Origin of the sequence: Hymenobacter nivis (assembly GCF_006439025.1) — a bacterium.
In the GTDB taxonomy this organism is placed as follows: Bacteria; Bacteroidota; Bacteroidia; order Cytophagales; family Hymenobacteraceae; genus Hymenobacter; species Hymenobacter nivis_A.
The window spans coordinates 86,405-106,751 of the sequence record NZ_RCYZ01000003.1 but is presented as its reverse complement, the minus strand read 5'-3'; the positions used below and the strand labels follow the sequence as shown (position 1 = coordinate 106,751).

The window sequence follows — 20,347 nt, the reverse complement described above, 5'->3', positions numbered from 1 at the left end:
CCCCGGCGGCCCGGGGCCCGGCCCCCAAAGGGGAGGGGCTAGGCCCAGCGGTGCAGCGCACCGTGCAGCACGGTGGCTTGCGCGTTATAGTTGTGGTCAAACGCGCACAAATCGGCCCGGTAGCCGGGCGCAACTAGGCCCAGGTGGTCGGCCAGGCCCAACACGCGGGCGGGGTAAAGGGTGGCCATGCGCAGGGCCTCGGGCAGGGCGATGCCTACGTGCTGCACGCAGTTGCGCACGGCCGACAGCAGCGTGAGGGCCGAGCCGGCGAGCGTGCCGTTGGCATCCACAAAATGGTCGCCCTGGCGGCGGAACTGGTAGGCCCCGTGGGTCGATTCGTTCACCGCGTCGGTGATGAGGAACAGCCGCTCGCCCATGATTTTGTGGGCAATGCGGACGGCGGCGTAGTCCACGTGCACGCCGTCGGCCACCACGCTGGCGGCCACCGCCTCGTCGTCCAAAATGGCGCCCACCAACCCCGGGGCCCGGTGCAGCAGCCCCGACATGGCGTTGAACAGGTGCGTGGCCGCCGCAAACCCGCCGCGAAACGCCGCCTGCCCCTGGGCAAAAGTCGCGTCGGAATGGCCCGCCGAGCACACCACGCCGGCGGCCCGCAGCTGAGCCACGGCTTCGGGCGGGGCCATTTCCGGGGCCAGCGTCATGATGCGGAGTACGCCGGCGCTGGCGGCCAGCAGCGCGGCCAGGGGCCCCGGCTCCGGTTTCTGGATGAACTCGGCGCGGTGCGCGCCTTTTTTGACGGGGTTGAGGTAGGGGCCCTCCAGGTGCAGGCCCAGCAGGCCGGGTGTGGTGGGCAACGCCGCGCGCACCGCCGCGATGGCCGCCTGCATCAATTCGGGCGCGTTGGTGGGCATGGTGGGCAGGAAGCTGGTGGTGCCGTGGCGCAGCGTGTGGGCCCGCAGGTCGGCCAGGGCCGCGGCGGTGGGCTCGACGGAAAACAGGATGCTGCCCCCGCCATACAGCTGCAAATCGACGAAGCCCGGGCAGAGGTTGGCGCCGCCCAAGTCGTGGCGCAGCACGTCGGCGGGCGCCTCGGTCGCGGGCAAAACGTCGGTAATTATTTCGTTGTCAATCAGTACGGCGTGGTCGGGCAGCACGGCGTGGCCAGTGTACACGGTGCAATTGGTGAGCAGGTAGCGCATGGCGGTAGGGGCGGGGGTGGGCGCGGCAGCGCCGCGCGGGAAGGGGCGAAGCTAATCGGCCGCCGGTGGACTTGGCCTTGGGGCCCCAGCTAACTCGGCGGGTATTGGACGAATATTTTCTAGCAATAAGGCAGGACGGTGTTTTGGAGGAATTACTGGGGCTGGCGGGCCCAATGGGGCCCCGGGGCCGGTCCGGGCTGGCGGCGGCGGCGGGGCCTGGGCAAGCGGCTTGTTAGAAAATAAAATCGTGGCGGGGCCCCGAAAACGCTGAAACCCATAAATTGCCGCCTCATTCAGTTCAAGACCATCCCATGTCAACTCCTTCTTCTGGCCGCCTGCGCGCCGGCGTGCTGCACGGCGACGAAGTGCAACAGCTTTTCCAACGCGCCAAGGCCGAGGGCTACGCCCTGCCCGCGGTGAACGTGACCGGCACCGACACCGTGAACGGCGTACTGGAAGCGGCCCGCGACCTGAACTCGCCCGTCATGATTCAGTTCTCGAACGGCGGCGCCCAGTTCTTTGCTGGCAAATCGGTGCCCAACGACAAGCAGCAGGCCAGCATCGCCGGCGGCATTTCGGGGGCCCAGCACGTGCACGCCATGGCCGCCCTCTACGACGTGCCGGTGGTGCTGCACACCGACCACGCCGCCAAGAAACTGTTGCCCTGGATCGACGGCCTGCTCGACGCCGGCGAGAAGCACTTCGCCCAGCACGGCCAGCCGCTCTACAGCTCGCACATGCTCGACTTGTCGGAAGAGCCGATCGAGGAGAACATCGAAATCTGCGCCAAGTACCTGGCCCGCATGGCCAAAATGGGCATGACGCTGGAGATTGAGCTGGGCGTGACCGGCGGCGAAGAAGACGGCGTGGACAACTCCGACGTGGACTCCAGCAAGCTCTACACCCAGCCTTCGGAAGTGGCCTACGCCTACGAGGAGCTGAGCAAAATCAGCCCGCGCTTCACCATCGCCGCGGCGTTTGGCAACGTGCACGGCGTGTACAAGCCCGGCAACGTGCGCCTGGAGCCGAAAATCCTGCACAACTCGCAGGAGTTTTTGCGTGAGAAGCACAAGATCGAAGCGGCGCTGCCCATCGATTTCGTATTCCACGGCGGCTCGGGTTCGAGCCAGGCGGAAATCCGTGAGGCCATCAGCTACGGCGCCATCAAGATGAATATTGACACCGACTTGCAGTGGGCGCTGTGGGAAGGCATCAAGGATTACTACGTGAAAAACGAGGCCTACCTGCAAGGCCAAATGGGCAACCCCAACGGCCCCGACTCGCCCAACAAGAAGTACTACGACCCCCGCGTGTGGCTGCGCAAAGGCGAAGAAACCTTTGTAGCGCGCCTCAAGCAGGCCTTTGAGGACCTGAACGCGGTGAACCGCCGCGGCTAGGGCCCCCGAAGCAACGTTTTCCTGGAAAGGCCGCCCGTATTGCACGGGCGGCCTTTCTTTGTGCCGTAGCGTGGACTCTGCGAGTCCGCGCGGTTGAACGTCAATCGTTGTTTTTGCACCAAGCGCGGACTCGCAGAGTCCACGCTACACCCCGTAGCCTATGCGACCAATCCTCACTGCCTTGCTCGCGCTGGGGGCCCTAACGCAGGCCCGGGCCCAGGCTTTTTCGCCCGCCGAGGTGGCCCGCTGGAAGCAGCAAGCCCGGCAGGTAACCGTGACGCGCGACACCTGGGGCGTGCCCCACATCAACGGCAAAACCGACGCCGACGCTGTGTTTGGGGCCCTGTACACGCAGTGCGAAGAAGATTTTGCGCGAGTGGAGGACAACTACCTCACCGCCCTGGGCCGCCGCGCCGAAGTGGACGGGGAGGCCGCGCTCTACGAAGACCTGCGGGCCCGGCTATTTATGGACAGCACGCGGGCCGTGGCGGTGTACGGCCGCAGCCCGGCCTGGATGAAAAGCCTGCTCAACGCCTTCGCCGCCGGCACCAACTACTACCTGTCCACCCACCCCGACGTGCACCCGCGGCGCATCCGCCGCTTCCAGCCCTGGATGCCGCTGCTCTTCAGCGAGGGCAGCATCGGGGGCAACGTGAGCGTGGTGCCGGCCGACCGCATCAAGGCCTTCTATAGCCAGCAGAAGCCTACCTCGTGGCAGGGGCCCCCGGCGGGGCGCGCCGAGGCCGACGGGTTCGACCGCAGCTCGGTGGGCTCGAACGGCTTTGCCATTGCGCCGGCCAAGAGCGCCTCGGGCCACGCCCTGCTGCTCATCAACCCGCACACCTCATTTTACTTCCGCTCCGAGCTGCAAATGACGAGCGCCGCCGGCCTCAACGCCTACGGGGCCGTGACGTGGGGCCAGTTCTTTATCTACCAGGGCTTTAACGCCAAGTGCGGCTGGATGCACACCTCCAGCTACGCCGACTCGATGGACGAGTACCTGGAGACGGTGACGGAAAAGGACGGCAAGTACTACTACCAGTACGACGGCCAAACGCTGCCCGTGCGCGCCGCCCCCGTGGCGCTGGCCTACGTGAAAGACGGGCAGCTGCTGCGCCGCAAGTTCACGACCTATTACACGCCCCACGGCCCCGTGGTGGGCCAGCAGGCCGATGGCAAGTGGCTGACGGTGAAAATGATGGACGACCCGCTCGCGGCCCTGGAGCAGTCGTACCTGCGCACCAAGGCTACCGACTACGCCAGCTTCAAGGAGGTGATGCGGCTGAACGGCAACGCCTCCAACAACACCGTGTTTGCCGACGCCAAGGGCACCATCGCCTACTGGCACGGCAACTTCATGCCCCGCCGCCCCGCGGGCCCCGACTGGAGCCAGCCCGTGGACGGCACCACCAAGGCCACCGAGTGGCAGGGCCTGCACCCCGTGGAAGACATCGTGCAGGTGCGCAACCCCGCCAGCGGCTTCATCCAGAATTGCAACGGCACGCCCTTCACCGTGGCGGGCCCCGGCAGCAGCCCCGACCCCGCCAAGTACCCCGCCTACATGGCGCCCGAGCCCGACAACTACCGCGAAATCAACGCGGTGCGGGTGCTGAGCCGGCGCCCGGTTTTCACGCTTGACACGCTCATCGCCGCCGCCAACGACCCGCACCTGGCCGGCTTCGAAAAGCTGCTGCCCGCCGCCCTGCGCGACTGCCAGCTGCTGCTCGACGCGGCCAGCGACTCGCCGCTGCCCGCCGGCGTGGCCGCCGCCCTGCCCGTGCTCCGCGCCTGGAACATGAACTACGGCGCCGCCTCGGTGGGCCAAACGCTGGCCATTTACTGGGCCGAGCGCATGCAGCGCCTGGCGCGCCCCCGCGTGCCGGCCGGCCAAACCCTCGATTACATCGCCTTCACGCAGTTCGTCATCGACCACGTGACGCCCGAGGAAAAAGCCGCCGCCCTGGGCGAAACCATCGCCGAGCTGACCCGCGACTTTGGCCGCTGGGACGTGGCCTGGGGCGAAATAAACCGCTACCAGCGCCTGACCGGCCGCATTGCCGAAACCTACGACGACAACCAGCCAAGCCTGCCGGTGGCCTTCACCTCGTCGGCCTGGGGCTCGCTCGCAGCGTTCGGGGCCCGCCCGGCCCCGAACACCAAGAAGCGCTACGGCTACGTGGGCAACAGCTTCGTGGCGGTGGTGGAATTTGGGCCCCGGGTAGTGGCCCGCTCGGTGATAACCGGTGGCCAGGATAGCCGCCCCGGGGCCCCGCACTTCACCGACCAGGCCCCGCTCTACACCCAGGGCAAGTTTAAGGACGTGTGGTTTTACCCCGAAGACGTGGCCAAGCACGTGGAGCGACAGTACCACCCGGGGGAGCAATAGTCCCCGGAACAACTTTTTGAAGCCGCCCGTCCTGCTGACGAAGCAAGCACGACGGGCGGCTTAGCTATCTAAAAAATGTACCGATGAAGCTCGCTAAGCTACTGGGCTGCCTCCTGGCCCTGGGGGCCCTAACGGCCCGCGCCCAGAGCCCCGTGGCTGCCCCCGCCGCGCCGCCCGCGCCCACCGCCACGCTGCTGCGGCCCGCGGCCGTGTTCGATGGCCAGGACCTGCACCCGGGCTGGGCCGTGCTGGTGGCGGACGGCAAGATCGTGGCCGCGGGGCCAGCCGCGCAGCTGGGGGCCCCGGCCAGGGCGCGGGTGCTGGAGCTGCCTGGCCTCACGCTGCTGCCCGGCCTCATCGAGGGGCATTCGCACCTGCTGCTGCACCCCTATAACGAAACGCCCTGGGACGACCAGGTGCTAAAAGAGCCGCTGGCCCTGCGCGTGGCCCGCGCCACCGTGCACGCCCAGCGCACACTGCTGGCCGGCTTCACCACCGCCCGCGACCTGGGCACGGAGGGCGCTGGCTACGCCGACGTGGGCCTGAAACGGGCCATCGACGAGGGCATCATTCCCGGGCCGCGGCTGCTGGTGGCCACGCGCGCCCTGGTGGCCACCGGCAGCTACGGCCCCCGCCTGGCCGCCGTGGACGACCTGCCCCAGGGGGCCCAGGAAGCCGACGGCGTGGACGGCATCATCAAGGCCGTGCGCGAGCAGATTGGCGGCGGGGCCGACGTGGTGAAGGTGTACGCCGACTACCGCTGGGGCCCCGGCGGCACGGCCGCACCCACGTTTTCGCAGGAAGAACTGACGCTGATTGTGCAAACCGCCCGCTCCACGGGCCGCGGCGTGGTGGCCCACGCCAGTACCGCCGAGGGCATGCGCCGCGCCGTGCTGGCCGGCGTCGAAACCATCGAGCACGGCGACGCCGGCACGCCCGAAGTGTTCCGCCTGATGAAGCAGCGCGGCGTGGCCCTGTGCCCCACCGTGGCCGCCACCGACGCCATTTCGCAGTACCGCGGCTGGAAGAGAGGCCAGGGCCCCGCGCCCGAGCGGGTGCTGGCCAAGCACCGCGCCGTGGCCGCCGCCGTGCAAGCCGGCGTGGCGCTGGCCATCGGCGGCGACGTGGGCGTGTTTCCGCACGGCGACAACGCCCGCGAGCTGGAGCTGCTGGTGAACGACTACGGCCTCGCGCCGCAGCAGGTGCTGCGCGCCGCCACCGCCGGCAACGCCCAAATCTTCCACCTCGCCGACCGCGGCCGCATTGCCCCCGGCCTGCTCGCCGACCTAGTAGCTGTGGCCGGCGACCCTACCCGGCAGGTGGAAGCCCTGCGCCAAGTGCGCCTCGTGATGAAGGGCGGCGTGCTCTACCAGCAGCCGTAACGGGCCGCGTGGCCTTTGCCGGTCCGCGCATTGCACAACCGCTGGGCCGGAGCGCAGTGGCAGACATGCGCCATGAGCGGGCCTGTTTTCATGCGTTCAAAAAACTCCTTGGCTGCGCGGACTTGCCACATGTGCCCGGCCGATAATTTAGGGCCCCGGGGCTGATTCTCAGGCGTTGGGCTTGCGGCTGGACGCTGGTTGCCGGCTGCTGGCTTAACGATTTGGTAACCTAAGTGCCCAGCGGCGCCGTAGGGGGCTTTCGAGCGGGCATCAGGCCCTCCGGGGCCCTAATTCTCGCCACAGGTTTCCGACAGAATCAACACCAAAATTTGTTTTAATTAGTAGGCTATCCGATGCAGTTTTCTTTTATCAACGTTCGCAACCAAGGGCAACGCGTAGGCGCCACCGCGCTGGTTTTATTGGCTCTGTTAACCGGGGCGGGCCCCGCGGCGCAGGCCCAGGTGCTGCCCACCGCGCCGCCACCCGCGGCTGCCGACACCACCCACAAGTACGAAAACCCCGCCGGCGTTTCCTCGCCCGAGCGGAAGCCGTTCTTCCAGCGCAAGCTGGTGCGCGCCAGTATTGTGCCGGCCATTTTGATTGGCTACGGAGCCTACACGTTCAACGGCGGCGGCTTCTACACCAACGAGGACGCCAACCGCGACATCCACCGCGTCTTCCCGAAATCCAACAGCCGCATTGCCGACTACCTGATTTTTGCGCCCTACGTGGAGCTGGGCGCCGTGGTGCTGGCGGGCGTCGAGTCGCACAACGACCGCGTGAACCTGCTGTTGATCCTGGCCAAAAGCGAGGCCATCATGCTGGCCAGCACCTTCGCCGTGAAGCACTTCAGCCAGGAGGAACGTCCCGACGGCTCCGACCGGCTCTCTTTTCCGTCGGGCCACACGGCGCAGGCGTTTCTGGCGGCCAGCATCGTGCACACCGAGCTGCGCGACAAGAGCCCGTGGTACGGCATCGGGGCCTACACCATCGCCACCGGCGTGGGGGCCCTGCGCATGATCAACGAAAAGCACTGGCAGAGCGACGTGTTTGCCGGCGCCGGTTTCGGCATCATGTCGGCCCACCTGGCCTACCTCACCCACCGCAACCGCTGGGGCCGCAAGGGCATCGGCCGCGACGTGGGCATTGCGCCCAGCTACTACGGCGGCGCGCCCGGCCTGTGCCTCACCTGGCGGCCCAAGTAGGGGGCGGCGGGGCCGGGCGCGGGGCGGGTAGGTTTGCTTAACTAACCCATTATAAACTATTTGCTGCCCCTCACCACCTGCTCCCATGACCCAGCCGCTGCTCTCCATTGCCCTGTTGGGGGCCCTCGCCGGGGCCCCCACGCAACCCGGCCCCAAGCCCACCTACCGCGTGGCCGCCAACTGGCCGGTGGGCGGCGAGGGCGGCTGGGACTACATCGCCGTGGACCACGCCGGCGGACGCGTATATGCTTCGCACGCCACCCAGGTAGAGGTGCTGGACCTGGCCAACGGCCACCCGGTGGGCATCATTCCCAACACGGCGGGCGTGCACGGCATCGTGGTGGCGCAGGGGCGCGGCTACATCAGCTGCGGCAAAACCAACTCGGTGGTGGAATTCGACCCCCAAACCCTGCGCGTGACGGCCAGCGTGCCCGCCGGCGCCAAGCCCGACGCGCTGTGCTACGACGAGTTTTCGAAGCGCGTGTTCGTCTTCAACAACGGCGCCACCACGGCCACCGTGCTCGACGCGGCCACCGGCCAGCCCGTGGGTACCGCCGAGCTGGGCGGGGCCCCCGAGGCGGGCGTGAGCGACGGCAAAGGCACGGTGTTCGTCAACCTCGAAGACAAAAACGAAATCGTGGCCTTCGACGCCAAAACCCTGGCCGTGCGGCACCGCTGGCCCGTGGGCCCCGGCGAAGAGCCCAGCGGCCTGGCCCTCGACCGCGCCCACCGCCGACTGTTCAGCGTGTGCGGCAACGAAAAAATGGTGGTGCTCGACGCCGACACCGGCCGCCCCGTGGCCGTGCTGCCCATCGGCAGCGGCGTGGACGGCGTGGTGTTCGACGACGCACGGCAGGTAGCCATCAGCTCCAACGGCAGCGGCACCGTTACGGTGGTGCACGAAGAGGGCCCCGAGAAGTTCACGGTGGCCCAAACGCTGGCCACCGCCCGCGGCGCCCGCACCCTGGCCCTCGACGCTGCCACCCACCGCCTCTACCTGCCCACCGCCGACCTGGGCCCCGCCCCGGCCCCCACGCCCGCCGTGCCCCACCCGCGCTTGAGCACCGTGCCCAACACCTTCCGCGTGCTGGTGCTGGAATAGGGGCCCCAAAGTGTTTGCTAAAGCGGGGGCCCGGTGGGGTTCGCACACGGAGTTGTTCCGTGCGCAAACCCCACCGGGTCCTCGTTATTTCCTTATGCCTTAGCTACTTCCTGCTCCCCGCCGCCATACGCCAGGCGGAGCAGGCTGGGGAGCACCACCAGCAGCAACGGCAGGGCCAGCAGCAAGCCCCCGATGACGGCGATGGCCAGCGGCTGGTGCAGCTGGGCCCCGGCCCCAATGCCCAGCGCCAGCGGCAGCAGCGCCGCGATGGCGGCCAGGGCGGTCATCAGCTTGGGGCGCAGGCGGGCGGCGATGGCGTAGCCGATGGCCGCCGCCACGGGGCCCCCTTCGGCACGGAAGTCGCGGAACTGCTGGAAAGTGAAGATGGCGTTTTCGCCGATGATGCCCACCACCATAATCAGGCCGGTGTAGGAGCCCACGTTCAGGGGCGTGCCCGTGAGGTACAGGGCCAGGCTGCCGCCGGCGGGCCCCAGCACGGCCACCAGCAGGATCAGGCCGGCCGCTTTCAGGTCGCGGAACAAGAACAGGCCGACGGCAAACACCAGCAGGCAGGCCGTGCCCAGGATGGTGAGCAGCTCCTGAAACGACTGCTGCTGCTCGGCAAACGCGCCGCCGTACTGCACGAAGTAGCCGGGCGGCAGCGGCACCTGCCGGGCAATTTTCTGCTGAATCTCGCGCACGGCCGAGCCCAGGTCGCGCCCGTCGAGGCGGGCCGTGATGGCGGTCATAGCCTGCAGGTTTTCGCGCTCCAGCTCGGCGCTGCTCGTGCTTACGGCCACGGTGGCCAGCTCGTCGAGGCGGCGGCGCTGGCCGTTGGGCAGGAACACGGGCTCGGCGCGCATTTGGGCCAAGGTGGCCTGGGCGGCGCCCGGGTAGCGCAGCCGGATGTTGAGCAACTGCTCGCCGCTGAGCACGTTGCCGGCCACGGTGCCCCCGAGCTGGGTTTGGAGCTGGGTTTGGAACGCGGTGGCCGTGAGGCCGAACTGCGCCAGACGCCGCGGGTCGGGGCGCACGTCCACGGAGGGCCCCATGCGCACAATGCCGTTGAAGACGTCGGCCGTGCCGGGCGTGGCCGTCACCACGGCGGCCACCTGGTCGGCCAGGGCGTAGCGCCGGTCGGCGTCGGGGCCAAACACCTTGATTTCAATGGGCTGCACGGTACTCATCAAGTCGCCGAGCATGTCGCCGATGACCTGGCCGAAGTCAATAACCAGCGCCGGCTCGGTGGCCTCGATGCGCTGGCGCAGGTCGGCAATAACTTCCTCGGTGCTGCGGTCGCGGCGGGTTTTAAGGCGGATGAGGTAGTCGCCGCGGTTGGGCTCGGTGATGAAAAAGCCCATTTGGGTGCCGGTGCGGCGCGAGTAGCTGGCCACCTCCGGCACCTGCATAATCAGGGTTTCGGCGCGGCGCAGCATGCGGTCGGTTTCGTCGAGGCTGGTGCCGGCCGGCGAGTTGTAGTCGAGCACGATGGCGCCCTCGTCCATGTCGGGCAAAAAGCCGGTGGCCAGCCGCGGGACGACGAACGCCATCAGCCCGATGAGCGCCAGGATGCCCACCACGCTGTAGGCGGGGTGGCGGATGACCGAGCGCACCCACGGAATGTCGTGGTGCGCCGCGGCGGGGGCCCCCGGGGCCCCAGGCTGGCGGCGGTTGGCGGTAGCTGAGGCGCTGCCCGTAACGTCGTCGCGCACGTCAGTTTTTGCCTCCAGCGCAGCGCCCGCCGCCCGCGGCTGGGAGCCCCCAGCGCGGGTTTTGCTTAGCAGCAAGTATACCACCGGCAGGCCCAGCCAGGCCACGAAAAACGAGCAAATCAGCGCCACCACCATCGTGGTGGCCAGCACTTTGAAGTAGGCCCCGGCCACGCCGCCCAGCAGCGCGAAGGGTAGGAAAATCACAATCGTGCTAAGCGACGAGCCCACTAGCGCGGGCAGCAGGTGGCGCACCGAGCGCGCCACCACGGCGCCGGGCGCCAGGCCGGGCTGCTCCTCGCCCACGCGGTGCAGCTGCTCCACCATTACCACGGCGTCGTCGATCATCAGGCCGATGGCGGCGGCCAGGGCCCCCAGCGTCATGATGTTCAGCGAGTAGCCGAGGCCGAAGTAGAGCACGGCCAGCGTGAGGGCCAGCGCCACGGGCAGCGTGAGCACCAGCGTGAGCGAGGCCCGCCACGAGCGCAGGAACAGCGCCGTGACCACCAGCGCCAGGGCCAAGCCAATCCAAAGCGAGTCCTGCACCGAGCGCACTACTTCCGACACGAAATCGGCTTGGTCGTAGTACGGCGCCAGGGTGACGCCCTTGGGCAGGCCCGCGCGCAGGGCCCCCACCTTGGCCGCCACGCCGCGGCTGACTTCCACCACGTTGGCCGCGGGCTGGCGCAGCACCGAAATCAGCACCGCGTCGTGGCCGTTGGCGTTGATGCGGGTGTACTCGGGCTGCTCGCCGATGCGCACCGTAGCCACGTCGGCCAGGCGCACCACGCGGCGGTTGTCGTTGCGCAGCACCACGTTTTCCAGGTCTTCTTTTTGCTGGATGGTGGCGTCCGTCACCGTTAGGTAGAGGCGGCGGTAGTCGGCCAGGTAGCCGTTGCTGAGCACAAAGTTGGTGTTGTTCAGGGCCGTCTGCACGTCGTCGGGGCCCAGGCCGAGGGCGGCCAATTGGTTGGGAATCAGCTCTACCTGGTACTCCTTGGTGCGCCCGCCCTGCACCTGCACCGCGGCCACGCCCTCGACCTGCGAGAGGAACGGCTTGATGGTGAACAGCGCCAGCCGGCGCAGCTCCAGCGGCGAGCGGCCCGGGGCCTCCAGCGTGTAGCCCATCACCGGCAGGATGGCTGGGTTCATGCGCTCCACGCTGAGGCTGAGGTTGGCCGGGAGGTTGCCGCGGGCCTGGTTGAGGCGGCTTTCGATGAGCTGCTGGGCCTGCACCACGTCCACGCCCCAGTTCAGGAAGGCCGAGATTTCGCACGAGCCGCGGCTGGTGGTGGAGCGCAGCAGGCGTAGGCCCGGCACTTGCTTCATAGCGTCCTCCAGGGGCTTGGTCACGGTCACCAGCACGCGGTCGGTGGGGGCGAGGCCCACGTCGGCAATCACCTTCACCTTCGGAAACGTCACCTCTGGAAACAGGGCCACGTTCAGCCGCCGGTAAGCCAGCCCGCCCAGCGCGAGGGCCAGCGCCAGCACCACCGCAATGGGGGCCTTGTAGGCTTGGAAAAAGGATGGGCGCGGCATTGAAGAAGGGAGGCAGGATTTAGAGACGCGACACTTCGCGTCTCAACGAATTGGTTTTGGGCTGGCGCGCAAACGCTTCAGAACGTCCTGCGCAGCTGGCATCTGCACGGCCGAGGCGAGCCTTTTGCAGCGGTGAAGGCGAATCAATCAGTCAAGCAACTGCTCTCACTAATTCAACGGCACCTTTCACACGATTTTCCAGAGTAGGTTGCTTGGTTTGCTTTGCAATACTACCTGTGCAAACACGCACTATGTGTCATTATTTGCCTGATGGAAAGCCGATTGCCCTTAGATCTGCTCTTAGTTGCTCCCACTGCCGGGCTCTTTCACTTGCCTTGGCGGCGGCGGCTTCCGCGGAAGGCACGGCCAGCGAAGCCGCTTTTGCAGCATACTCCCCCGCATACCGCGCATGGGTGGGCACGTGGGCCACGGCGGCGGCGTGGCCTGTGGCGCGGGCGGCGGCCACGGCGGCGAGGTTGCCAGTTGCCCGCGCCGCTGCGTGGGCGGCAAATGCCGCCGCCCGGCACTCGGTTACCGTGCGTTCGCCTTGCACCCACTGCTGAACGGCTTGCAGGGCAAGCTGGGGCCGGTGGTCAGTGGGTTGGTCTTCTTCAAACAAGTGCAGCGTGCGTGCCGCACACGCCGCGGCCCAAAGAGCCAAGGCGTGGTGCATTACCGGTTCAGGATTGGTCATTGCGAAGCCATTTAAGAAGTCTTTCTAATCGGTAGGTTAGCCGTTTTAGTTGTTGGTCGGGGGGCCTGGGAACCAACGTGGTGCCCCGTCGTCCTCGTCACAACTGCGGTGCGAAGTGTCGCGGCGCTACGGAGTCTGCCGCCGCTCCACTTTCACTGCCGCCGTATCATCAAGCCCGTAGTTGCCGGAGAGCAGGATGCGGTCGTGGGGGCCGAAGGTGGGGGCCTTGATTTCGATTCGTTCTTGCTGCTGGGCCCCCACTTGCACGGGCACCTTCACGGCGGTTGAGTCGTTGAGCAGGCGCATCACCCAGAACTGGGTTTGGGTTTCGTCGGTGAGCACGGCGGCGCGCGGCAGGGTGGGGGAGAGGCGGGGGGCGGTGCGGTCGAGGTCGATTTGGACGGCCAGGTTTTCGGGCAGCGCGGGCACGGGGCCGGTGGGGCGCACGGTGTAGCGCTGGGTTTGCAGGGCGGCGTCGGCGGTGGCCAGCACCTCGGCCACGCGGCCGGGCAGCGTGCGGCCGTCGGGCAGCTGGATGCGGCAGCGCTGGCCGATGCGCACGTAGCGCAGCTGCGTCACGGGCACGTCGAGCACGAAGCCGAAGCGGGCGCGGTCGTAGCTCAGGGCCAGCTGCTCGCCGTCCTGCACGTAGTCGCCGGCCAGCTTGTCCACCGTGGCGAGCACGCCCACCTGGCTGGCCCGGATGCGGATGAGGCCCGAGAAGCGCAGGCGCGGGTCGCCGGTGAGCTTATCCAGGTGCAGCACCCGGCTCTCCTTGGTTTGGAGCGTGAACACGGTTTGGCCGGCGGCCACGCGCTGGCCCGGCACCGGCACCGGGGCCAGCAGGTAGCCGGTGGTGGTGGCGCGCAGCACGTCTTTGGCCGGGTAGGCCGACAGGGCGCTCAGGCGCAGCACGTCGGCTACGGTGTCGCGCTGCACCGCGCCCACCGTCACCACGGCGCGGGGCTTCACGGCGGCTTCCTCGCCGTCGGCGGGCGCCTCGGCCGCATCGGCCTCAGGGGCCCCCGGGTGGCAAGCGGCCAGGGCCAGCAGCAGGGCAAAAGGGAGGAAGCGGGGCATAGGGAAATGGGTATTGGCCTTTATAAAAAACCGTTGTATTAATAAAAGCACGGTCATGCAGAGCACAGCGAAGCATCACTCCCGCAGCAGTAAACCATGGTTAGTTCAGCAGTAGAGATGCTTCGCTGCGTTCTGCATGACCGTGCTTTTAAGCAGTGTAATGGCCTTTTGCACAGCATAATGGCCTTTCAATGGGTGGAGCAAATAATGTGCGGTAGGGCCCCCTAGGGCCCTATTCCGCCAAATAATCCAGGGCGTATTGGCTGCGGAGGCGGTCGGTTTCGGCCTGGGTGAGGCTGAATTGCAGGGTGCGGTAGCTGGTCACGAGGTTGAGGTAATCGAGGATCATCACGTCGCCGGTGGCCAGCTGCTGGCGGGCGGCGCCCACCAGGGCCTCGGCCACCCGCAGCTGCTCGCGGATGCGCGCCGCCAGCGCCTCCGACGCCCGGATGAGGGCCCCCAGTTGGTCGTACTGCTGCTGCCGCTGCACCGTCAGGAACTGCCGGTAGCCGCGCCGGCTCCGCTCGCCCAGGTCGATGCGCTGGTACTGGAGCTGCCGCTGGTGGCCGTCGAAAATCGGCAGCGCCAGCAGAAAACCGGCCCCCAGGCCCGTGCTGTGCCCCAGGGCCAGCAGCCCGGGCTGCGACGACTGGATGCCAGCGTCGAGCACCGCGCTCAGCTTGGGCCGGTAGGCGGCGTCCACGGCTTGGCGGTCGAGCTGGTAGCGCAGGCTGTCGAGCGTGTACTGGCGCTGGGTGATGGAGGCCAGGCCCGCCAGCGCCCGGCGCGCCGGGGCCCCCGGCACGGCCAGCGCCACCAGGGCCGTGTCGGCCACGCCGCACAGGTAGCGCAGCGTGCCCAGCTCGCGCCGGTAGCCGAGGCGGTTTTGCTCCACGGCCACCTCTTGGGTGCGCACCGACAGGTAAAAGCTCAAATACTGCGTCTGCTTGAACACGCCCGCGTTCACGAGCTGGCGCAGCTGTTGGTCTTGCTGGCGCAGCTGCCCGAGCAGGGCGCGGCTGAAGTCGAACTGCAGCTGGGCGGCGTAGGCCGTCAGGAACTGGTCGGTCACGGAGCGGCGCAAATCGAGGGCCGAGAGGCGGCCGGTGTTGCGCAGCACCAGCCCCTGGTTGCCGAGGATGCGGTAGTCGGTTTGCAGCTGGAAGCGGTTGAGCACCGGCTTGGTGGCCTGCGCCAGGGTGGCGTAGTTGCCGCCGTTGCTCACCGCCTGGTCGTAGCCCACCACCTGCTCGCCGCTGCCGTTGGTGATGACCGGCGATGCCACCGCCGCCCCGATGCCGGCCACCTGCACGCCGTTCTGCGCTTTGCGGCGGAGGCTGTCGAGGCGGTTTTGCAGCACCTGGTTGCGCAGGTCGCCCAGCAATGGGCTTTGGGCGTAGGCCACGGCCAGGAAATCGGGCAGGGCGCGCGGACTGCCCGGCTCGGCGGCCGCCGCGGCCGGCAGGGGCCCCAGGGTGGGCGGCGGCGCCACCTGGGCGCGGGCCGCCCCGGCCGCCAGGCCCAGCCCCAGGGCCCCCGCGGCCAGCCAACGACGAAAAACGGAATGCACCACGGCGAACGAGAAAAGCGAACGAGAAAAGGGGGAGAAGCCAGCACCGAATGCCGCAAAACTCCCCGCCAATTCTGAAGCAAAGTTGGCGCCCGCCGCCCCGGGGCCCCCGCCGCCGCCCCGGGGCCTCCGCCGCCGCGTCGGCCCACAGATTCTCCCCAGTTTTGCTTCGTTTTTTTGCCGCCCAGCTGCCGCAACTTCCCGCCCGCGGCCCAACCTATTTAGTATGAAACTTCTACTCGTCGAAGACGAACCCGCCCTGCGCGCCGTGCTGCTCGAATCGTTGCGCCCCGGCGGCTACGTGGTGGAGGTGGCGGCCGATTTTGCCCAGGCCTACGAGAAAATCAAGCTCTACCGCTACGACTGCGTGCTGCTCGACCTGACGCTGCCCGACGGCAACGGCCTCGACCTAGTGCGGGCCCTGAAGGCCGACAATTCGCCGGCCGGCGTGCTCATCTTCACCGCCCGCGACACCCTGGAGGACCGCATCGCCGGCCTCGACCTGGGGGCCGACGACTACCTCGTCAAGCCCTTCCACCTCTCGGAGCTGAACGCCCGGCTGCGGGCTATCATCCGGCGGCGGCAGTTCCAGGGGCAGCACCACATCGTGTTTCGCGACCTGCTTGTCTGGCCCGACCAGGCCGAAGTGCTAGTGCGCGGCGAGCCCCTCGCCCTCACCCGCAAAGAGTACGACCTGCTCCTCTACCTGCTCGCCAACCCCGACCGCGTGCTCACCAAGGAAGCCATTGCCGAGCACCTCTGCGGCGACGCCGTGGACGCCGCCGACTCGTTCGACTTCATCTACACCCACTTCAAAAACCTGCGCAAAAAGCTCCAGGAAAAAGGCGCCGACAACTACATCCGCACCATGTACGGCGTGGGCTACAAGCTGAGCAGCGAGTGAGCCGGCCGCAGTTGTGTTGTTGTTTTGAATGCCATTTGCCATCAAAGACTGGCTGTTGTTTAACATCCCGTCTGTCATCCTAAACACAACCCCTCGTTTGTCATCAACCCCCTCGTCTTTCATCCTGAACGCAGCGCAGCGAAGTGAAGGATCTGAGGACAGCCAAACGTTTTTGCAGTAATTATTTACTGCGCGCCGGGCAGCGGTGAATAGGTCCTTCACTGCGTTCAGGATGACAGACGAGAGATTGTGCTCAGGATTACCAATGGGACGTTGAATGACAACACATTGCTTGGTTGATTCCCTTAAAATATGAAGCTGCTTGCCGCCACCAACCGCTACTACCTGGCCCTGGCGGCGGTGCTGTTTGCGGTGGGCAGCGGGGCCCTGTACGTGGGCGTGAACCACGCCCTGCGCCACGAGGTGGGCGAGCAGCTAGACATCCGCCGCCACGAAATTGAGCAGCAGGTGCGCGCCGGCCGGCCACTGCCGGGGCCCCCGTTCGAGTCGGCGCTGGCTGTGAGCGCGGGGCCCCGGCCGCTGGGCTTCAGCGACACACTGCTACGCGACACGCTGGAGCACACGTCGGTGCCGCACCGGCAGCTCACGTTTGCGGTGCGGCCGGCCGCGGGGCCCCCGGTGTGGGTAACGGTGCGCAAGTCGCTGGTCGAAACCGACGATTTGGTGCGCGTCATCCTGGCCACCATGCTGGGGGTGTTGGCGGCGCTGCTGGGCGGCGCGGCCTTGCTCAACCGCTGGCTGGCGGCGCGGCTGTGGGCCCCGTTCCGGCACACGCTGGGGGCCCTGCGCGGCTACGACCTGCAGCAGCACCGGCCCCTGGCGCTGCCCACGCCCGCCATCGCCGAGTTTGCCGAGTTGAACCTGGCCCTCACGCACCTCAGCCAGCGCCTGGTGGCCGACTACGAAAACTTGCGCGAGTTCACGGCCAACGCTGCCCACGAAACCCAAACGCCGCTGGCCATCATGCAGGCCCAACTCGAGCAGCTGCTCCAGCTGCCGGCCCTGGAGCGCGACCCCGCCGCCGCCCCGCTGCTGGCCGAGCTCTACGGGGCCACGCGCCGCCTCTCGCGCCTGCACCAGGCGCTGGGCCTACTCAGCCGCATCGAAAACCGCCAGTTTGCCGCCGCCGCGCCGGTGCGGCTCGACGAGCTACTGGCCGAAAAAGCCCAGCAGCTGGGGCCCCTGCTCGACGCCCGCGGCCTGGCCCTGCACCTGCGCGCGCCGGCCGGCCCCGTGGTGCACATGCACCCCGGCCTGGCCGATTCGCTGGTGCACAACCTGCTGCACAACGCCATTAAGCACAACGAGCCCGGCGGCGACGTGACGGCCGTGCTCACCAGCAATTACCTAGAAATCAGCAATCCTGGGGCCGACCCGGGCGGCGACCCGGCCCGCTTTTTCGAGCGTTTCCGCAAGCACCGCGCCACCGCCGACTCGCCCGGCCTGGGCCTGAGCATCGTGCAGCAAATTGGGGCCTACTACGGGTTTCGGGTGAGCTACGCCTTTGAGCCCGCGGGCCGGCGCCACGTGCTGCGCGTGCAATTTGCGCCGTAGCTCCGGGGCGCGCCGCCCTGCGCAATGCTTATAAAGCAAAAGGCCCGTTCGGGGCCCTCACCCTAGCGGCGAGGGCCCCGAACGGGCCTTTTCAGGAGGCAGAAAGCTACTTGCTGGCGGCGCGGGTGGCCTTCACTTCGGCCACGCTCACGGCGCTGGCTTTGTTGCCGAACGAGTTGCGAACGTAGGTGAGCACGGCGGCCATTTGGGCGTCGGTGAGGAAGTCGTGGGCCGGCATCACGTTGCGGTACGTCTCGCCCTGGATTTCCACTTTTTCGGCGAAGCCGTGCACCAAAATGTTGGTCAGCCGGGCCTTATCGCCGAGCACATACTCGGTTTTGGTGAGCGGCGGGTTCATGTTGGGCACGCCGCCGCCATCGGCCTGGTGGCAGCTGAGGCAGTACTGGGTGTACACGGCTTTGCCTTGGGCCAGCAGCGCCGGGGCGGGGGCCCCGGCGGCGGTCTTGGGCTTGGCTTTGGGTTTGGTTTGGGCCCCCGCGGGCCCGGCGCCCGGCAGGGCCAGGGCCGCGGCCAGCAGGAGGGAAGCCCCGAGGAGCGAAGAACGGGTCATGCTACTTGTTGTATACGATGCGGAAAATGGTGCCTTTCGAGTCGTCGCTCACGTAGAGCGAGCCGTCGGGGCCCTGGGCCAGGCCGCAGGGGCGGTGGTCGGCGCGGCCCGAGGCGGTTTTGGCGGCCGTGCCGGCAAAGTTGTCGGCAAATACCTCGTAGGGGCCGCTGGGCTTGCCGTCCTTAAAGGGCTGGAAGGCCACGAAGTAGCCCATCTGGGGCTCGGGGGCCCGGTTCCAGGAGCCGTGGAAGGCGATGAAGGCGCCGTTGCGGTACTTGGCAGGAAACATGGTGCCCGTGTAGAACAGCAGCGCGTTGGGGGCCATGTGGGCCGGGTAGGCGGCCACCGGGTCTATGTACTTGTCGGTCACGGCCTTTTTGCCGTCGCCGCCGTACTCGGGGGCCAGCATTTTCTGGCGCTTGGCGGGGTCGTAGTAGATGTAGGGCCAGCCGGCGTTGTCGCCGCCCTTCACGGCGTACATGCACTCGGCCGGTAGCTGGGCCGACGTTTTCTCGTCGTACATGGCCGGGAAGATGTCGTGCAGCTGGTCGCGGCCGTGCTGCATCACGAAGAGCTGGTTGTCCTGCGGGTTCCAGTCGAGGCCCACCACGTTGCGCAGGCCGGTGGTGTAGCGCGTGCCTTGGGCCTGGCGCTGGCGCTGCCCGTCGGCCTTGAACTGCCAAATGCCGCCCGCCGAGTCCAGCACCGGGCAGTTGGCGATGCCCATCGAGCCCTTCTCGCGGTCCTTCACCTGGCACGAGTTGGAGTAGGCCCCCACGTTCACGTACAGGTTGCCGGCGTTGTCGAGCACGATGGACTTGCTCTCGTGCTCCTGGCCCAGCTTGAGGCCGGCCACCACCAGCTCGGGCTGGGCGGGGCTGATGACCTCGTTCTTGGCGTTGAGCTTGTAGCGGTACACGTCCTTGTCGGACGAGGCGTACAAGTACCCGTTTTTCAGGTACATGCCCGTGCCGCCGTAGTTGCCGAAGCCGCTGGCCACGGTGGCCTTGCCGGTGGCCGAGGGCTTGAGCACCAAGATGCCGCCCTGGGCATTAGGCTTGTTGAGCTTCACGTACACCGTGCCTTCGGGCGTGACGGCGATGTGGCGAGCCTTGCCGCCGGTTTCGGCCACCACCAGGGCCCCAAAGCCGGTGGGCAGCTTCAGGCCGGCGTTGCCGGGGTCGGGGGCCACGCGGGGCGCGGCCGGCGCGAGGGCAAATAGGGCCGCGCCACCGGCCAGCACGGCGGGCAGCAAGGCGTAGCGTAGGGCAGAAGTTCTCATAAGCAAAGAAAGAAAAAGAATAACGAAACCGGATTACGGGCCTTATACGCCAAACAGCGGCCCGCGGTGCGCCTACAAGCCCCGGGCGGCCCCCAAGGTTCGCAACCCCGGGAAATACGCCCGGGCCCGGTAAAAAACTGGCCATAAAAGGTCGTCCTTGCCAGGCGTAATTTATTGAATATCTGTAAAAAAAGGTGTTTTTGCCTGTTTACAGGCGATTTTGGGCAAACCTGGGAAGCCCCGTTTTCGTTTCTTTGCGCACCGTTATGCCCACCCGTCCCTCCGCCCTGCACCACCTCGTGTACCTGAGCCGCGCCACGGCTCCGCTGGGCGTCGAGGCCCTGCAGCAGCTGCTGCAAAAAGCCCGCACGTTCAACCACGCCCACCGCGTGACGGGCCTGTTGCTCTACAGCGACGGCCCCGATAACACACCCGGCGTGTTCTTTCAAATTTTGGAGGGCCCCGAAGACGTCATCCGCAGCCTGGTGTCGGGCATCCGCCTCGACGAGCGCAACACCGACCTGCACGTGCTGGTGGACGGCCCCGCCGCGCAGCGCATGTTCCCGGACTGGGCCATGGGCTTCAGCGCCCTCGTGCCGCCCGATATGGAAGCCCTCACCGGCTACGTGGACCCCACCAAGCCCCGCTTCCTGCTGCCCCGCGCCCACGCCATGAGCCCCGAGCTGCGCCAGCTCCTCGACCAAGTGCTGGCCGAGTACCCCGTGTGGCCCCACGCCCTCGGCTGAGCCGCGGGTACTTAACGAGCTTTTAATTCGGAACCGCCTGGGCTG

General features: G+C 67.5%; 15 protein-coding genes. 8 read left to right on the top strand and 7 right to left on the bottom strand.

Annotated elements, in window-relative coordinates; translation table 11 throughout:
* Nucleotides 1–38 precede the first annotated feature (38 nt).
* Nucleotides 39–1,160, bottom strand: coding sequence for an N-acetylglucosamine-6-phosphate deacetylase (gene nagA / locus EAH73_RS08315; protein WP_140466035.1), 1,122 nt, complete (start codon nucleotides 1,158–1,160; stop codon nucleotides 39–41).
* A 311-nt stretch (nucleotides 1,161–1,471) separates the two neighbouring features.
* On the opposite strand from nagA, the gene fbaA reads away from it, so the two are divergent.
* From fbaA to EAH73_RS08290, 5 genes are all read left to right on the top strand, one after another.
* Complete coding sequence (fbaA, locus tag EAH73_RS08310) at nucleotides 1,472–2,557, top strand: class II fructose-bisphosphate aldolase (RefSeq protein ID WP_140466034.1); 1,086 nt, start codon at nucleotides 1,472–1,474, stop codon at nucleotides 2,555–2,557.
* A gap of 160 nt (nucleotides 2,558–2,717) precedes the next feature.
* Nucleotides 2,718–4,943 (top strand): penicillin acylase family protein, encoded by a 2,226-nt coding sequence (locus tag EAH73_RS08305; RefSeq protein ID WP_140466033.1) that lies wholly within the window; start codon nucleotides 2,718–2,720, stop codon nucleotides 4,941–4,943.
* Nucleotides 4,944–5,026: 83 nt separating this feature from the next.
* Nucleotides 5,027–6,325, top strand: a complete 1,299-nt coding sequence (locus EAH73_RS08300; protein WP_140466032.1) for a metal-dependent hydrolase family protein — start codon at nucleotides 5,027–5,029, stop codon at nucleotides 6,323–6,325.
* A gap of 353 nt (nucleotides 6,326–6,678) precedes the next feature.
* Nucleotides 6,679–7,530, top strand: coding sequence for a phosphatase PAP2 family protein (locus EAH73_RS08295; protein ID WP_140466031.1), 852 nt, complete (start codon nucleotides 6,679–6,681; stop codon nucleotides 7,528–7,530).
* 85 nt (nucleotides 7,531–7,615) lie between these two features.
* A complete protein-coding gene (locus EAH73_RS08290) occupies nucleotides 7,616–8,632 on the top strand; it encodes a PQQ-binding-like beta-propeller repeat protein (protein ID WP_140466030.1) in 1,017 nt (338 codons plus the stop codon).
* A gap of 92 nt (nucleotides 8,633–8,724) precedes the next feature.
* Here the strand turns inward: EAH73_RS08290 and EAH73_RS08285 are convergent, their stop codons facing one another.
* The 4 genes from EAH73_RS08285 to EAH73_RS08270 form a co-directional block, all read right to left on the bottom strand.
* Nucleotides 8,725–11,880, bottom strand: a complete 3,156-nt coding sequence (locus EAH73_RS08285) for an efflux RND transporter permease subunit (RefSeq protein ID WP_140466029.1) — start codon at nucleotides 11,878–11,880, stop codon at nucleotides 8,725–8,727.
* A 259-nt stretch (nucleotides 11,881–12,139) separates the two neighbouring features.
* Complete coding sequence (locus EAH73_RS08280; RefSeq protein WP_205012981.1) at nucleotides 12,140–12,574, bottom strand: putative immunity protein; 435 nt, start codon at nucleotides 12,572–12,574, stop codon at nucleotides 12,140–12,142.
* Nucleotides 12,575–12,700: 126 nt separating this feature from the next.
* Nucleotides 12,701–13,654, bottom strand: a complete 954-nt coding sequence (locus tag EAH73_RS08275; protein WP_161599480.1) for an efflux RND transporter periplasmic adaptor subunit — start codon at nucleotides 13,652–13,654, stop codon at nucleotides 12,701–12,703.
* A gap of 232 nt (nucleotides 13,655–13,886) precedes the next feature.
* Entirely contained in the window at nucleotides 13,887–15,227 is a 1,341-nt protein-coding gene (locus EAH73_RS08270; RefSeq protein ID WP_140466027.1) for a TolC family protein, read from the bottom strand.
* A gap of 223 nt (nucleotides 15,228–15,450) precedes the next feature.
* Between EAH73_RS08270 and EAH73_RS08265 the strand changes: the two genes are divergently transcribed.
* Entirely contained in the window at nucleotides 15,451–16,128 is a 678-nt protein-coding gene (locus tag EAH73_RS08265) for a response regulator transcription factor (RefSeq protein WP_140466026.1), read from the top strand.
* 312 nt (nucleotides 16,129–16,440) lie between these two features.
* Entirely contained in the window at nucleotides 16,441–17,703 is a 1,263-nt protein-coding gene (locus EAH73_RS08260) for a sensor histidine kinase (protein ID WP_140466025.1), read from the top strand.
* Between the two features lie 106 nt (nucleotides 17,704–17,809).
* Here EAH73_RS08260 and EAH73_RS08255 read toward each other — a convergent pair whose 3' ends face one another.
* Nucleotides 17,810–18,274, bottom strand: a complete 465-nt coding sequence (locus tag EAH73_RS08255; protein WP_140466024.1) for a c-type cytochrome — start codon at nucleotides 18,272–18,274, stop codon at nucleotides 17,810–17,812.
* Nucleotide 18,275: 1 nt separating this feature from the next.
* Nucleotides 18,276–19,556 (bottom strand): PQQ-dependent sugar dehydrogenase, encoded by a 1,281-nt coding sequence (locus EAH73_RS08250; RefSeq protein WP_140466023.1) that lies wholly within the window; start codon nucleotides 19,554–19,556, stop codon nucleotides 18,276–18,278.
* A gap of 266 nt (nucleotides 19,557–19,822) precedes the next feature.
* Between EAH73_RS08250 and EAH73_RS08245 the strand changes: the two genes are divergently transcribed.
* Nucleotides 19,823–20,302: a BLUF domain-containing protein gene (locus EAH73_RS08245; RefSeq protein ID WP_140466022.1), complete on the top strand. Its 480-nt coding sequence runs from the start codon at nucleotides 19,823–19,825 to the stop codon at nucleotides 20,300–20,302.
* Nucleotides 20,303–20,347 lie beyond the last annotated feature (45 nt).